Origin of the sequence: Hydrogenophaga sp. 2FB (assembly GCF_005503365.1) — a bacterium.
Classification (GTDB): domain Bacteria; phylum Pseudomonadota; class Gammaproteobacteria; order Burkholderiales; family Burkholderiaceae_C; genus Hydrogenophaga.
This window is the reverse complement of the sequence record NZ_SCML01000007.1, coordinates 15,833-29,541: the sequence shown is the minus strand read 5'-3', so window position 1 is coordinate 29,541 and position 13,709 is coordinate 15,833. Positions and strand designations below refer to the sequence as shown.

Annotated in this window: 14 protein-coding genes and 1 tRNA gene; 4 read left to right on the top strand and 11 right to left on the bottom strand. The window is 62.9% G+C overall.

Annotated features, from left to right (window positions below; translation table 11 throughout):
* The first annotated feature begins 11 nt into the window (after nt 1-11).
* From FFS09_RS06070 to FFS09_RS06060, 3 genes are all read left to right on the top strand, one after another.
* A complete protein-coding gene (locus FFS09_RS06070; RefSeq protein ID WP_137917966.1) occupies nt 12-488 on the top strand; it encodes a YhbY family RNA-binding protein in 477 nt (158 codons plus the stop codon).
* A gap of 66 nt (nt 489-554) precedes the next feature.
* The gene (locus FFS09_RS06065; RefSeq protein WP_137917965.1) at nt 555-2,636 is read left to right on the top strand and encodes a M3 family metallopeptidase; all 2,082 of its coding nucleotides are present in this window, start codon (nt 555-557) and stop codon (nt 2,634-2,636) included.
* A 31-nt stretch (nt 2,637-2,667) separates the two neighbouring features.
* A complete protein-coding gene (locus FFS09_RS06060) occupies nt 2,668-3,315 on the top strand; it encodes a glutaredoxin family protein (protein WP_137917964.1) in 648 nt (215 codons plus the stop codon).
* A 34-nt stretch (nt 3,316-3,349) separates the two neighbouring features.
* Here the strand turns inward: FFS09_RS06060 and rpiA are convergent, their stop codons facing one another.
* Nucleotides 3,350-4,021: a ribose-5-phosphate isomerase RpiA gene (gene rpiA, locus FFS09_RS06055; RefSeq protein ID WP_137917963.1), complete on the bottom strand. Its 672-nt coding sequence runs from the start codon at nt 4,019-4,021 to the stop codon at nt 3,350-3,352.
* Between the two features lie 38 nt (nt 4,022-4,059).
* Between rpiA and FFS09_RS06050 the strand changes: the two genes are divergently transcribed.
* Nucleotides 4,060-5,148, top strand: a complete 1,089-nt coding sequence (locus tag FFS09_RS06050) for a quinone-dependent dihydroorotate dehydrogenase (protein ID WP_137917962.1) — start codon at nt 4,060-4,062, stop codon at nt 5,146-5,148.
* Here the strand turns inward: FFS09_RS06050 and FFS09_RS06045 are convergent, their stop codons facing one another.
* The 10 genes from FFS09_RS06045 to pheT all read right to left on the bottom strand — a co-directional run bounded on the left by FFS09_RS06045 (nt 5,149) and on the right by pheT (nt 13,701).
* Entirely contained in the window at nt 5,149-6,264 is a 1,116-nt protein-coding gene (locus FFS09_RS06045) for an NAD(P)/FAD-dependent oxidoreductase (protein WP_137917961.1), read from the bottom strand. It lies immediately after the preceding gene.
* Between the two features lie 9 nt (nt 6,265-6,273).
* Nucleotides 6,274-7,101 carry a S1C family serine protease gene (locus FFS09_RS06040; RefSeq protein WP_252374256.1) on the bottom strand — a complete coding sequence of 276 codons (828 nt, stop codon included), beginning with the start codon at nt 7,099-7,101 and terminating at the stop codon, nt 6,274-6,276.
* Nucleotides 7,041-8,147, bottom strand: coding sequence for a nucleotidyltransferase domain-containing protein (locus tag FFS09_RS06035; RefSeq protein ID WP_137917960.1), 1,107 nt, complete (start codon nt 8,145-8,147; stop codon nt 7,041-7,043). Before FFS09_RS06035 ends, FFS09_RS06040 begins: the two co-directional genes overlap by 61 nt.
* Nucleotides 8,144-9,064, bottom strand: coding sequence for an HprK-related kinase A (locus FFS09_RS06030; RefSeq protein WP_212745058.1), 921 nt, complete (start codon nt 9,062-9,064; stop codon nt 8,144-8,146). Before FFS09_RS06030 ends, FFS09_RS06035 begins: the two co-directional genes overlap by 4 nt.
* Entirely contained in the window at nt 9,061-9,354 is a 294-nt protein-coding gene (locus FFS09_RS06025) for a hypothetical protein (protein WP_137917959.1), read from the bottom strand. The genes FFS09_RS06030 and FFS09_RS06025 overlap by 4 nt, the downstream gene beginning before the upstream one ends.
* On the bottom strand, nt 9,351-9,941 hold the full coding sequence (locus tag FFS09_RS06020; protein WP_137917958.1) for a hypothetical protein: 591 nt from the start codon (nt 9,939-9,941) through the stop codon (nt 9,351-9,353). Before FFS09_RS06020 ends, FFS09_RS06025 begins: the two co-directional genes overlap by 4 nt.
* A gap of 239 nt (nt 9,942-10,180) precedes the next feature.
* Nucleotides 10,181-10,257: transfer RNA gene (locus tag FFS09_RS06015), tRNA-Pro, on the bottom strand.
* A 35-nt stretch (nt 10,258-10,292) separates the two neighbouring features.
* A complete protein-coding gene (locus FFS09_RS06010) occupies nt 10,293-10,745 on the bottom strand; it encodes a MerR family transcriptional regulator (RefSeq protein ID WP_137917957.1) in 453 nt (150 codons plus the stop codon).
* 171 nt (nt 10,746-10,916) lie between these two features.
* Entirely contained in the window at nt 10,917-11,243 is a 327-nt protein-coding gene (locus FFS09_RS06005; RefSeq protein WP_137917956.1) for an integration host factor subunit alpha, read from the bottom strand.
* A 22-nt stretch (nt 11,244-11,265) separates the two neighbouring features.
* Complete coding sequence (gene pheT / locus FFS09_RS06000; protein WP_137917955.1) at nt 11,266-13,701, bottom strand: phenylalanine--tRNA ligase subunit beta; 2,436 nt, start codon at nt 13,699-13,701, stop codon at nt 11,266-11,268.
* Nucleotides 13,702-13,709: the final 8 nt, after the last annotated feature.

Sequence of the window (13,709 nt, the reverse complement as noted above, 5' to 3'; positions counted from 1 at the left end):
ATAATTGTCCCATGCCCCAGATCACACTCACCCCCGCCCAGCGCAAAGTCCACCGAGCCGAGGCGCACCACCTCGATCCCGTCGTCCATATCGGTGGCGACGGCCTGAGCGCGGCGGTCAAGAAAGAAACCGATGCGGCCCTCAAGTCCCATGGCCTGATCAAGATCCGGGTCTTGAACGACGACCGCGTCGCGCGCGACACGATGTTGCAAACACTTGCAGATGAACTGGACGCCGCGCCGATCCAGCACATCGGCAAGCTGCTCGTGCTCTGGCGCCCGATGCCGGAGAAGGAAAAGGCGGTCGACGAAGACCGCAAACCCGGCCCGCGCGACGTGAAGGTGCTCAAGTTCAGCAAGCGCGGCGGCCAACGCCCCGAAGTCAAGATGGTGCGCGTGCTGGGCAACCAGCGCCTCACGCCCGGCGGGCAGGTCAAACGCGCCAAGGTCTTGAAGAAGAGCGTGAAAAAGAGCGCCCAGTCCCAATAGGTGCGACAGCAGGCACGCCGGCCCGCGTGCCTTGAACTTCCCCCGCAGCGCCACATCTGAGAACGCATGAACGACCGCTCTACTCCGCCTGTCCTCAACCCGTTGCTCGATTTCGGCGATCTGCCGTTGTTTGACGCCATCACCCCCGCCTTGGTCGGCCCGGCCATCGACGAACTGCTCCAGGCCGCCAACAGCGCGCTGGAGGAGGCCACGGCGCCGGACTTCCCGAACGATTGGTCTCGCATCTCCCGCACGCTGGACGTCTCTACCGAGCGCCTGTCGCGCGCCTGGGGCGCCGTGAGCCACCTCAACAGCGTGGCCGACACCCCCGAGCTGCGCGCCGCCTACAACGAAGCGCTGCCCAAGGTCACCGAGTTCTGGACCCGACTGGGTGCCGACGAGCGGCTCTACGACAAGTACAAGGCCATGGACCCGGCTTCGCTCGATGCCGAGCAGGCACAGGCGCACCACAACGCCATTCGTGGCTTCGTGTTGGGGGGCGCAGCCCTGCAGGGTGAGGCCAAGGCGCGTTTCGCCTGGCTGCAGGAACGGCAAGCCGAACTGGGTCAGAAGTTCAGCGAAAACGCGCTCGACGCCACCGACGCCTTCGCTCTCTATGCGACGCCGCAAGAGATGGTGGGCGTGCCGGACGACGTGTTGCAGTCCACGGCCGCAGCCGCCCAGGCCGAAGGCAAGACCGGCCACAAGCTCACGTTGAAAATGCCGTGCTATCTGCCGGTGATGCAGTTCGCCCACAGCAGCGCGCTGCGCGAAAAGCTCTACCGCGCCTATGCCACCCGCGCGAGCGACCAGGCCAGCGGTGAGGCGGTGAAGTTCGACAACACCGCCATCATGGGCGAACTGCTGGCCCTGCGCCACGAAGAAGCCCGATTGCTCGGCTACCGCCACTACGCCGACGTGTCACTCGTGCCCAAGATGGCCGAGTCACCCGAACAGGTCATCGCCTTCCTGCGCGACCTGGCCGCCAAGGCCCGGCCGTACGCCGAAAAAGACCTGGCCGATCTGCGCGAGTTCGCATCAGCCGAACTCGGTCTCAACGACCCGCAGGCCTGGGACTGGCCTTACATCGGTGAAAAGCTCAAGGAAGCGCGCTACGCCTTCAGCGAACAGGAAGTCAAACCGTATTTCACCGCCCCGAAGGTGCTCGCCGGTCTGTTCCAGATCGTCGAAACCCTGTTCGAGGTCGCCATCCGCAAAGACCAGGCACCCGTCTGGAACCCCGGCGTCGAGTTCTACCGCATCGAGCGCGCAGGCCCGAAAGGCCCCGAGCTGGTGGGCCAGTTCTACCTGGACCCGGCAGCGCGCACCGGCAAACGCGGTGGTGCCTGGATGGACGATGTGCGCGCACGATGGCTGCGCCCCGACACCGGTGCGCTGCAAACGCCCGTGGCGCACCTGGTCTGCAACTTTGCCGAGGGCGTCAACGGCAAGCCGGCTCTGCTCACACACGACGACGTGATCACCCTCTTCCACGAGTTTGGCCATGGTTTGCACCACATGCTCACGCAAGTGAACGAGCGCGATGTCTCCGGCATCAGCGGCGTGGAGTGGGACGCGGTCGAACTGCCCAGCCAGTTCATGGAAAACTTCTGCTGGGAGTGGGACGTGCTCAAGCACATGACCGCCCACGTGGACACCGGCGAACCCTTGCCGCGCGCGCTGTTCGACAAGATGCTGGCCGCGAAGAATTACCAGAGCGGCCTACAGACCCTGCGCCAGGTGGAGTTCTCGCTGTTCGACATGCTGCTGCACAGCCTGCCGGAGCCAGCGTCCAGCGGACCCGCGATCCTCGCACTGCAGCAGCAGGTGCGTGACGAGGTGGCGGTGCTGCAACCGCCGCCGTACAGCCGCACGCCCCATACCTTTAGTCACATTTTTGCGGGTGGCTACTCGGCCGGCTACTACAGTTACAAGTGGGCGGAAGTGCTGTCGGCCGATGCGTATGCCGCGTTCGAAGAAGCAGCGCAGCAAAGTGGCCACAGCACGCTGGATGTGGCCACCGGGCGTCGCTACCGTCGGGCGATTCTCGAGGCAGGCGGCAGCCGTCCCGCCATGGAGTCCTTCAAGGCCTTCCGTGGTCGAGAACCCAGCATCGACGCCCTGCTGCGCCACCAGGGCATGGCTTGATTTGTCCCGTGGCCCGCAGAGAGGAACCGTCATGAACGCCGCCGCCCATTCCGCCCCCCGACTGCTGACACTGGCCGTGCTGGCCAGCGTTCTCGCCGCGCCGGTCCTCGCGCAAGGGGTCTACCGCATCGTCGGTCCGGATGGCAAGGTCACGTTCTCCGACCAGCCCCCACCCAGCACCGCGCCACAACGGCCTGCGGGCAACTCGACGGCGAGCGCATCGCCCGCCGGCAGCAACGCCCAGCTCCCTTATGAACTGCGCCAGGTCAGCAACCGTTTCCCCGTCACCCTGTACACCAGCCGGGAGTGCGCGCCCTGCAACAGCGGGCGCAATCTGCTGAACGCGCGTGGTATTCCGTACAGCGAGAAAACGGTCGAAACACCGCAGGATGGCGAGGCGCTCAAGCGTGTCAGCGGCGAGTCTTCCTTGCCTTTTCTGACCATCGGCAGCCAGCAGATCAAAGGTTATTCGGACGGCGAATGGACCCAGTTCCTGGATGCGGCCGGCTACCCCAAGCAGTCGGCCCTGCCCACCAACTACCGCCGTCCAACGGCTACACCCCTGGTAGCGGTGAGGCCTGACACCCCGACCACACCGTCTTCCGCGGGAGCCCCCCCGGCCCAGGCGGAGGTGCCGGTGACGCCATCGCCGCAGAACCCCGCAGGCATCCGCTTCTGATCACCGGCCGGCGTTCTTCGCCGGCCTCGGTGCTTCAAAACGTCAGCGTCTTCACGCCATCGGTGGTGCCCAGCAGGCACACGCTGGCTTTCTGGTTGGCGAAAACCCCCACCGTCACCACCCCCGGCCATTGGTTCACCTGGCTTTCAAACGCCAACGGGTCGGTGATCTGCAGGCCGGTCACGTCCAGGATGTGCTGGCCGTTGTCGGTGATCAACGGAGCGCCATCCTTGAGCCGCACTTGCGCGGTGCCCCCCATCTCGGCGAACTGGCGCACCACCCGTGCGGTGGCCATGGGAATGACTTCCACCGGCAAGGGGAAGCGGCCCAGCGCCTTCACCAGCTTGGACTCGTCCGCGATGCAGACAAAGCGGCGCGATTGCGCCGCCACGATCTTTTCGCGCGTGAGGGCGGCGCCACCGCCCTTGATCATGTGGCCTTGGGCATCGATCTCGTCCGCACCATCGATGTAGACCGAGAGCTCGCCCACGGCATTGGCCTCGAACACCGGGATGCCCAATGCCTTCAGGCGCGCGGTGGACGCTTCCGAGCTCGACACCGCACCGGGAATCTGATCCTTCATGCTGGCCAGAGCGTCGATGAATTTGTTGACGGTCGAGCCCGTGCCCACACCGACGATGTCGCCAGGGGTCACGTATTGAAGGGCGGCCTGGCCCACCAGGGCTTTGAGTTCGTCTTGGGTCATTTGAGACAATCGGTTGGAACAACACGCCGGATTATCCAATGTCGCTTCTCCCCTACGCCCTTGCCCGCCCCTTCCTGTTCGGACTGGACCCCGAAGCCGCCCACGAACTCACCCTCGCCTCCATCGCCAAACTGCAGCACTCGCCACTGACCTGTCTCTACGGCGAGCCCCGCGTGCAGGACCCGTACACGCTGGCAGGCCTGCAGTTCCCGAACCGTGTCGGGCTGGCCGCAGGGCTCGACAAGAACGCGCGCTGCATCGACGGACTGGCGGCCATGGGCTTCGGTTTCGTGGAGGTGGGCACGGTCACCCCGAAGGCGCAGCCTGGCAACCCGAAGCCGCGCATGTTCCGCCTGCCCAAGGCCAACGCCCTGATCAACCGCCTGGGCTTCAACAACGAAGGACTGGACGCCTTCATCGCCAACGTGAAACTGGCGCGCTTTCGCAAGCAGAAGGGTGTCAGTCCCATGCTGCTGGGCCTGAACATCGGCAAGAACGCCAGCACGCCGATCGAACGCGCGACCGAGGACTACCTGACCTGTCTCGATGGCGTCTACCCGCACGCCGACTACGTCACGGTCAACATCTCCAGCCCCAACACGCAGAACCTGCGCAGCCTGCAGAGCGATGAGGCCCTTGACGCGTTGCTGGGCGCCGTCGCCGAACGGCGGGAGCAACTCGCACAACGCCATGCCCGACGCATTCCGGTCTTCGTCAAGATCGCGCCCGATCTCGACGACGCACAGATCGGCATCATTGCGGCCACGCTCAAACGCTACGGCACCGACAGCGATGGCATCGCGACCAGCGCCTTGGGCGTGATCGCCACCAACACCACGCTCAACCGCGACGCCGTGGCCGGTTTGTCGCACGCGCAGGAAGCCGGCGGCCTGTCGGGCGCACCCGTGCTGCAAGCCAGCAACCGTGTGATCCGCCAGTTGCGCGCTGGCCTGGGTGAGAGCTTCCCCATCATCGGCGTGGGCGGCGTGATGAGTGCGAACGATGCGGTGAGCAAGATCGAGTCGGGCGCGAATCTGGTTCAGATCTACACCGGCCTGATCTACCAGGGGCCTTCGCTGGTCTGGGAATCGGCCCGCGCGATCCAGGCACTCGGCAAGAACGCCTGATCAGACCACTGCAACCACCCGCTGCGCGATGGCCAGGCAACTGGTGAGCCCGGGGGACTCGATGCCGAACAGGTTGACCAGGCCCGGCACACCGTGCGTCGCAGGCCCCTGGATCACGAAGTCGGCCGCGGGCTCCTGCGGGCCACTGATCTTGGGGCGCATGCCCGCATAACCGGGCTGCAGCGCGCCGTCGGGCAAGTCGGGCCAGTAGCGGCGGACCTCCGCATAAAACGCCTCACCGCGCGCCGGGTCCACTTGCAGATCATCGGCCGCATCGACCCACTCCACATCCGGCCCGAACTTGACCTGACCACCCAGATCGAGGGTGAGGTGCACGCCCAGTCCTGCCAGGTGTTTGTCGGGCTCCGGAGCGGGGTAAATGAGGTGCGTGAAGGGCGCGCGGCCCGACAGGGTGAAGTAGCTGCCCTTGGCGAACCAGGCTTTCGGCACATACCGCACATCGAGGCCCTCTACCCGCAGCGCCAGATCGCACGCGCCAAGACCTGCAGCGTTGATCACCGTTCGCGCGCGCAAGCGGGTGCCATCCAGCGTCTGCACATCGATGCCCGCATCCGTTGCAGACAGGCGTTCCACACCCGCATGACACACCACCATGCCGCCCGCGTGTTCCAGTTCCCCCTGCAGCGATAGCATCAAACCATGGCTGTCCACGATGCCCGTGGAGGGCGAATACACAGCCCCCAGGCACTCCAGCGCCGGCTCGAATTCGCGCGCTTGCTCGCGGCCGAGCAGGCTCAGGTCGTGTACGCCGTTCGCGCGCGCCTTCTCGAGGATCGATGGCAGTGCAGCCCGTTGCGATGGGGTGTTGGCCACGATGAGCTTGCCGCAGCGCTGGTATGCCACGCCGCGATCGTCACAGTAGGCATACAGCGCCTGCTTGCCCTGCACACAGAGCTGCGCCTTGAGCGAGCCCGCCGGGTAGTAGATACCTGCATGAATCACCTCGCTGTTGCGAGAGCTGGTTCCGGTGCCGATGTCGGCCTCGCGCTCCAACACCATGACCTCGCGCCCCGCCAATGCCAGCGCACGGGCCACCGCGAGCCCCACGACGCCAGCGCCCACCACGAGTGCATCCACCGGCTCGAAGCCACTCATGGCCGGCCCTCAGCGGTGACGATCCACCAACGCCTGCGCATAGCGGCTGGGAATGGCATAGGAAATGCCAGATGGCTGGCTCAACGCCGATTCGCGCGTGTTCTTGATGAGCACCATGCTCATCACCCCCATGACCTCGCTGGTGTCCGGATCGAACAAGGGGCCGCCGCTGTTGCCTGGGTAGGCCGTGGCATCGAGTTGAAAAATATCGAAGGTGCCATTGCGCAAGCCGCGAATGGCCTGCTCCTTCAAGCGCTCGGCGGAAGGACTGGGCAACGCGGCGGAGGTGATGCTGGACACCGTCGCCCGGTGCGTCACATGCGAAAAGCCGAGGGAGCCGCCGATGGGAAACCCCATGAAAGCCAGGTTGTCGCCCTCCCTCACGCGTCTCGAGTCCCCGATCTTGAGCGCGGGCCCGGGCGTGCCGGTGATGCGAATCAAGGCGAGATCGCGGGCCACATCGATCTCCAGCACCGTGGCGGCGCGCATCTGCCACTCGCCCGACCCAGCGCGGACCTGAACAAACAATGAAGCCGATTCTGCAGAACCTGAGTCAGACGGCAGCACATGGGCGGTGGTCACTGCCAAGTCCCCACCCGCGACCAGAAAACCCGCACCGCGCAGTTGAAAACGGGGGGTGTCTGTGGTTTTGAACGTGCCAACCAGAACCACCGAAGGCTTCACGCGAACCACGGCGTCGGCGAGTCCCGCCCACACCGAACTGCCCCACATCAGCCCGATCACCGACAGGCCGATGGCGTGAAAGAAACGCCGCTTCATTTCGCCTCCACGGGAGCTGAGTGCGTTGATTTGACCAACTTGCGCAACAGGTGCCACAGCAACATCGTCGGCGGCATGCGCAGCCAATGCCCGCGCAGATACAGGAGAAAACGCGCTGCGGGCGTCCATGCATCCGAAGCCGATGCATGGGCCGGGCGCAGCGCGCGCAAGAACAAGGCGTCCAGCGTGCGCTGACGCCATGGTGCGATGCTCACGCCAGGGCTTGCGTACAGGGCCTCGGTCACATGCGAAGGAACGGGCGAGTTCAACAGCGTCCCCACATAGCGCAATGCCTGATGCAGGGGCCAGTCCAGCTGCAGGTCGCGGGCACGCACGAGCAACTCGGGCCAGAACGCAGGATCCGATCCGAATTCACGCAACAGCGCGTCCAGATCGACCAACCCTCTAAGACCCAGCTCCAGATCACCTTCATGGAAAAGGTGTGCCGCACTGTGCAACACCATGTCGGCGGGGCACAGCACTTGTACCCGCGGATCGCTCTCGAGGGGACGGGCGCTGTGCAGGAGCAGGTTGGAGTCGGGCTTGAGCCGGGCCGTCAGCGGCATGATGGCGTGGTGGACGTCGAGCACCGTTCCCCGCTTCATGTGCTTGAGCGGCGGCAACTCGTGCATCCAGGTGCGGTAGTAGCGCTGGTCATACGCATCGCGGTTCATCGACACCCATCCGCCCATCATCAACACGGACTCCACCTCGGCCAGACGCTGGCGGGGCACCAGAATGTCCACATCGGACACCATGCGCCCACGAGAAGCGTCCAGGCCTGCCATGGTGTAAGCCGCGCCCTTGAGCAGCACCACGGGCAGTTCGATCGGCTCCAGCGCGCGCGCGATCTCCACCACTTCGTAGTGCAGTTCGGTCTGTTGCCGAGCAGCCAACCCCATGGCCGACGCAAGATGCCGGCGTGGCGCGAGAGGAAGCCCGTCCCAATGGCCTTCGGCCTGCGCAACGCGGCCGATGCGGGCCAGCAAGTCGGCCTGACGGGCCTGGCGAATGAGCACGTCCCACGCGCCCGGGCCCAAAGCGGCCAGGCTGGCAGGCTGCTTCAAAGCAGCAACAAGTGTGTCGATGCGGGGCAGTGTCATGTCGGAGAGGCGGCAAGCGCCGCAAACCACGCGATGGCTTCGTCGAGGTGGCCGTACTGCAGGTCGTAGCAGCCACATTCATCCACCAGCGTTGCCAAGGCCTGAAATCCGGCACGGCCGTGCACATGGTGGTTGAAACTGTTGGACGCCAGTTCCACCAATGCATTGGCCTTGGGCCGCTCTTGCACAGACAGCGCCGCCGCCCTTTTGAACTGCGGAAAGACCACCCATGCCGGTCGCGCCGACTCTCCCGCAAGCGCCAGGCTCTGCGGTGAAATGCGCATGTGCGCCACGGTGCCCTTCATCGTGTCGCGGGCGACGGGTCCAAAGCTCGCATCGGGTGCCAGACCTCGAATCACCTCGATGGACTCGTTCTTCAAACTCACGGGACGCGGCGATGGGGTGACCAGACCAGAAACAGGATCGAGCAATGCCATTTCGTCCGACAGCAAACGCCAGCCATTCAACATCAGCGCCGCGCACAGCGTGCTCTTGCCCGATCCCGGCGGCGCGGGCAGTATCACCACCCGTCCACCACGTTCAAGCACCGCTGAATGCACGGTGATCCAAGTATGGCAATAGCTGGTCACGCACCAGTTCATGCCCCACTCCAGAAAGGCGTAAGCCTCGCCATATGCCAAGGGCGTGAAGGGTTGAAAACCATCCATCTCGAACACGCAGACGGTCTTCAGCAAGCGTCGTTTGGGCTTCACCGAGACGTGGAAGTCCGCGAAGATATCCTCGTCCGTTAAAACCTCATGGTCGGGATACAGCGCATGCAGGCCCTGCGCGACCACCGGAATCGGGCTGCAGATGTGCATGACAAACGGCGGGATGCGCAGAAAGATGCCGCCAGAGCGAAGGCGCCGCGCCAGTTCCGCTGGAGAGAATGCAGAAAGCACCTGCGTGAATCTCACCCCTGAGTGCACGCGATCAAACCCATCGACTCGAATTGCAAGAGCAAGGACTGCAGCATGTCCAGTTCCTCAACCTCTGGCTCAGCCAGCCCCATGGCATACGCAAGGCTTCTGGCATCGGAGGCCTGCTCGGCTTGCAGCAAGGCGAATGCCTCGCCGGCGATGGGTGTCAGCGCGTGCAGGCTACCGTTCGCATCGTCATACACCACCGCGCCATCCGACCAATACTGAACGGCAAATTGACCGGCCCGTGGACAACGGCAGTTGACCTGGGCCTGCTCCAGGGTCACAGGAAGGCTGGACCGTAGATCGCGTCAAAGTAGGCCATCGTCTGAGACAGCGTCCAGGTGGCGCCGGCAAAGGGCGACCACACACCTTGCCCGTTCCATATCGCGCGGCACTGGCTCTTGGTCAACAGCACGCGCGTTGAATCGTTGTTGAATGCAGTGGCCGTGAGGAACGCTGCCGCAACGTGGCGAGCCAACGCTGCATTGTTGCGATTGCCACCTTGTTCGAGCACCTGCTGGATGGTCAGCTTGTTGTAGGCATTGCCGGGGTCTTGCGTGAAGCCCGTAGTCGTCGACAGAAACTTGGTGGTTTCCTTGAAGTTCGTTGCCAAGCCGGCATTGTTGTTCTTCCAATATCCATGCGACTTGCATTCAAAGTCCGTCTTGATGGCGCGACCTTGACTGACTTTCATCTGCGCAGCGGACAACGACGAGAACGAAGACGGGCGAATGCAAGTGTGGTCCCCCGCCAGCACACTGTTGCTCTTCAACGCAGCCATCACGGGAGCCGCCGACAAGCCAGCACGCACCAAACGGCGACGAGAGACGCCGGAAGAGGAAGAAGGCGTGGATTGTGAAGAATCGATCATCTTGTTTACCTCACTTGAACATCTGATACTGCAGCGAATGGGCGACCAATGGTCGTGATCTGGCACTTGCAGGCTGAGTATAGGTGCATCAGCAACAAAAAGTAAGCAAATGAGGGGTAGAAAGCGGGCAAATTACCGGTGTGGCAAGTCTTTATGTCTGTCCCATGCCGCAGAAAGCCATCTGCTCGTTCGGCAAAAAGAAAAAGCCCGAAATCTTTCAATTTCGGGCTTTGTATAAATGGTCGGCGTGGCGGGATTCGAACTCGCGACCCCTTGCACCCCATGCAAGTGCGCTACCAGGCTGCGCTACACGCCGACAAGCCTCAAATTATAGCGTCCAAACACATGTGTTCAGGCCGATCTCGTAAGAAGCTCTCGAATTTCTAGCAACTCGCGGCGCACGTCGCTCAGCAAAGTACCTGAAGCGCTCACCGCTGGAAAACCGGCATCGGCAAGTGGCGCGACCTCCTCACTTTGATCGCGTCCATCGAGATCAATCACGTCAATGGCGTCATCTTCGTCGCTGCGGCGCTTGTCGCGCTCGGCCTGCACAAGCTCCTGAAGCTTGTTGCGAGCCCCGCTGATGGTGAAGCCCTGGTCATACAGCAACTCTCGAATCCGGCGAATCATGAGTACCTCATGATGCTGGTAATACCGCCGGTTGCCACGACGCTTCATCGGTCGAAGCTGCGTGAACTCCTGCTCCCAGTACCTCAGCACATGCGGCTTGACGCCACACAACTCGCCGACTTCACCGATCGTGAAGTAGCGTTTCGCAGGAATAGTTGGCAGAGTTTTTTCCATGAAAATCAAGGCGGTATGAACCGAACCTTGAAATCTACTCTAACTCACGTTGGTGTGCGCAGCGGATTGTTCATTTCCGCGCGAAATGTTGCAATCCGCCCCTCCAAACAAAAATCGCACCATAAGGGTGCGATTTTTGTTTGCGCCCAAGAACGCTGGGCTAAGCCGGATTCATCCGCCGATCACAGCCGCCTGCACCTGCTCCTTGAGCTTGGGACTGGCGTGGAAAGTGACCACTCGACGTGCCTCAATCGCCACGGGTTCTCCAGTGCGAGGATTGCGCCCCGGCCTTGGTGCCTTCGTGCGAATCTGGAAATTTCCGAAGCCGGAAATCTTCACATCGGTGCCATCGACGAGGCTGTCGGTGATCAGATCGAAGAAGGCATCGATCATGTCCTTGGATTCGCGCTTGTTCAAACCGATCTGATCGAACAGCAACTCGGCGAGCTGCGCTTTGGTCAATGCGGGCGTTTCCAGGCTTTCAACAGCAAGTTCCATGCGGAATCTCCATCTCGTTCATTCAGGCACGAAGCCGACCACCCACACGCTGCATCACGGCCTCGACAGCAGCTTGCACGGTTGCTTCAATGTCCTCTTCGGTCAGTGTAGCGTCGTCACGGTTGAGCACCAGCCGCACGGCCAGGCTCTTTTCATCTTGACCCAACCCGCTCGCGTGAGCTGCATCATGAGGCGCAGCCTTCTTTGGCCGGTACACGTCGAACAACACCACATCGCGCAGCCAGGGACGGTGGAGTGACTGGATCGCATCCACCACGGCATCGTGCGTCACAGACTCCTTCACCACAATCGCCAGGTCGCGCTCAACCATTTGGTGGCGGCTGACCGATTGGTACATGGGCACCGCCCGGGCCAGCGCTGCATCGAGCTCCAACTCGAACAGCACGGGCGCTTGCGCCAAGTCGTAGGCCTGGCGCCATTTGGGGTGCAGCTCACCTACATGGCCAATGCAACGATCGTTCAACCAGACGCCAGCGCTGCGCCCCGGATGCATTGCCGGGTGCGCGGCCACCTTGAAGTCGAGCCGGTGTGACGACAGCAGCGCCTGCACGTCGCCCTTCACATCGAAAAAATCAGCAAGACGATCACTCGCGCCCCATTGCAGCGTGTCGACTGCACCGTAGGCAAGGCCCGCCACGCGCATGGGCTGGTGAAAACCGGCCACTGTGGTGTCGCTGTCGACAACCGATAGGTCTTTGAAAAACACCCGCCCCAGTTCAAACAGCCGCACGCGGTCGGTACGGCGATCCAGATTGAACTTGAGCACGGACAACAGGCCACCCAGGAGCGACGAGCGCATCACGCTCATCTGGCTGGCAATGGGGTTGAGCAAGCGGATCGGGTTGAGGTTGCCCGCGAGTTCGCGCTCCCAACGTTCTTCCACGAAACTGAAGTTGATGGTTTCCTGGTAGCCAAGTCGAGCCAGGTTGCGGCGAACCTCGAAGGGGCCTCGACGCGATTCAACACGGATCTTGGCCGTGATGGGCGCCAAAGGCGGCGTATTGGGCAAGTGCTCATAGCCGATCACGCGAGCAACCTCTTCAATCAGGTCCTCTTCAATCTGCAGGTCAAACCGATAGGCCGGAGCGACAACCTCGATCTGGCCTTCGCCCTCTTCCACCCGCAACCCCAGTCGGCGCAATGCATCCGCACACTGCACCTGAGTGAGCGGCATCCCAATCACCTTGGCCGCGCGCGCCACGCGCAGCTTGACCGCTAACGGCTGCGGCAGATTGATCACATGATCGTCGAGAACACCCGCATCGCCGCCACAGATGTCCAGCACCAATTGGGTGATGCGCTCCACGTGCTCACGTGTGGTGGATGGGTCCACGCCGCGCTCGAACCGGTGGCCCGCATCGGTGGAAAAGTTGTAGCGGCGTGAGCGTCCTGCGATGGACTTGGGCCACCAGAAGGCCGCTTCGAGATAGATGTTCTGCGTATCGTCAGACACGGCGGTTGAATCACCGCCCATGATGCCTGCCAGCGATTCCACCGATTGATCATCGGCGATCACTCCGACCTGCGTGTCCACGGTGATCGTATTGCCGTTGAGCAGTTTGAGCGATTCACCATCGCGCCCCCACCGCACATGCAACCCACCGTGAATCTTGTCCAGATCGAAGATGTGCGATGGTCGGCCCAACTCGAACATCACGTAGTTCGAAATGTCCACCAACGGCGAAACACTGCGTTGGCCACACCGCGCCAAACGGTCGACCATCCAGGCCGGCGTCGTTGCGCGGGTGTTCACACCACGCACGATGCGGCCGGTGAACCGCCCACACAGATCGGGGGCCTCCACCTTGACGGGCAAACGGTCTTGCAGAGCCACGTTCACGGAGGGGAACGTCGGCTCATTCAACGGCGCTCCAGTCAATGCGGCCACCTCCCGCGCAATGCCGTAAACACTCAAGCAGTGCGCGAGGTTGGGCGTGAGCTTCAGCGTGAACAGCATGTCGTCCAATGCGAGTTGCTCGCGGATGTCGCGCCCCAGTGGCGCGTCGGCAGGCAGCTCCAACAATCCGCCATGGTCTTCCGACAGCTTGAGTTCACGGGCTGAGCACAACATGCCCTGGCTCTCGACGCCACGCAGCTTGCCCAGCTTGATCTGGAACGGTTTGCCATCTTCACCAGGCGGCAGTTCGGCACCCACCAGCGCGCACGGCACCTTGATGCCCGCTCGCGCGTTGGGTGCGCCGCAGACGACATTGAGCAGATCGCCCTGCCCCACGTTCACCTGGCAAATGCGAAGGCGATCCGCGTTCGGGTGTTGTTCGGCGGAGATGATCTCGCCCACCACAACTTTTGAAAACGGGGGAGCCACGGGCTGAAGTTCTTCCACCTCCAGACCCGCCATGGTCAAGGTGTCGGCCAGTTGCTGACTGCTCAGCGGCGGATTGCAGAAGGCGCGCAGCCAGGATTCGGGAAATTGCATGTCGTGGT

Excerpts from the sequence above, each read along its gene's own strand:
- FFS09_RS06070 (WP_137917966.1), top strand. The coding sequence starts at position 12 with ATGCCCCAGATCACACTCACCCCCGCCCAGCGCAAAGTCCACCGAGCC.
- FFS09_RS06065 (WP_137917965.1), top strand. The coding sequence starts at position 555 with ATGAACGACCGCTCTACTCCGCCTGTCCTCAACCCGTTGCTCGATTTC.
- FFS09_RS06060 (WP_137917964.1), top strand. The coding sequence starts at position 2,668 with ATGAACGCCGCCGCCCATTCCGCCCCCCGACTGCTGACACTGGCCGTG.
- rpiA (WP_137917963.1), bottom strand. The coding sequence starts at position 4,021 with ATGACCCAAGACGAACTCAAAGCCCTGGTGGGCCAGGCCGCCCTTCAA.
- FFS09_RS06050 (WP_137917962.1), top strand. The coding sequence starts at position 4,060 with ATGTCGCTTCTCCCCTACGCCCTTGCCCGCCCCTTCCTGTTCGGACTG.
- FFS09_RS06045 (WP_137917961.1), bottom strand. The coding sequence starts at position 6,264 with ATGAGTGGCTTCGAGCCGGTGGATGCACTCGTGGTGGGCGCTGGCGTC.
- FFS09_RS06035 (WP_137917960.1), bottom strand. The coding sequence starts at position 8,147 with ATGACACTGCCCCGCATCGACACACTTGTTGCTGCTTTGAAGCAGCCT.
- FFS09_RS06020 (WP_137917958.1), bottom strand. The coding sequence starts at position 9,941 with ATGATCGATTCTTCACAATCCACGCCTTCTTCCTCTTCCGGCGTCTCT.
- FFS09_RS06010 (WP_137917957.1), bottom strand. The coding sequence starts at position 10,745 with ATGGAAAAAACTCTGCCAACTATTCCTGCGAAACGCTACTTCACGATC.
- FFS09_RS06005 (WP_137917956.1), bottom strand. The coding sequence starts at position 11,243 with ATGGAACTTGCTGTTGAAAGCCTGGAAACGCCCGCATTGACCAAAGCG.
- pheT (WP_137917955.1), bottom strand. The coding sequence starts at position 13,701 with ATGCAATTTCCCGAATCCTGGCTGCGCGCCTTCTGCAATCCGCCGCTG.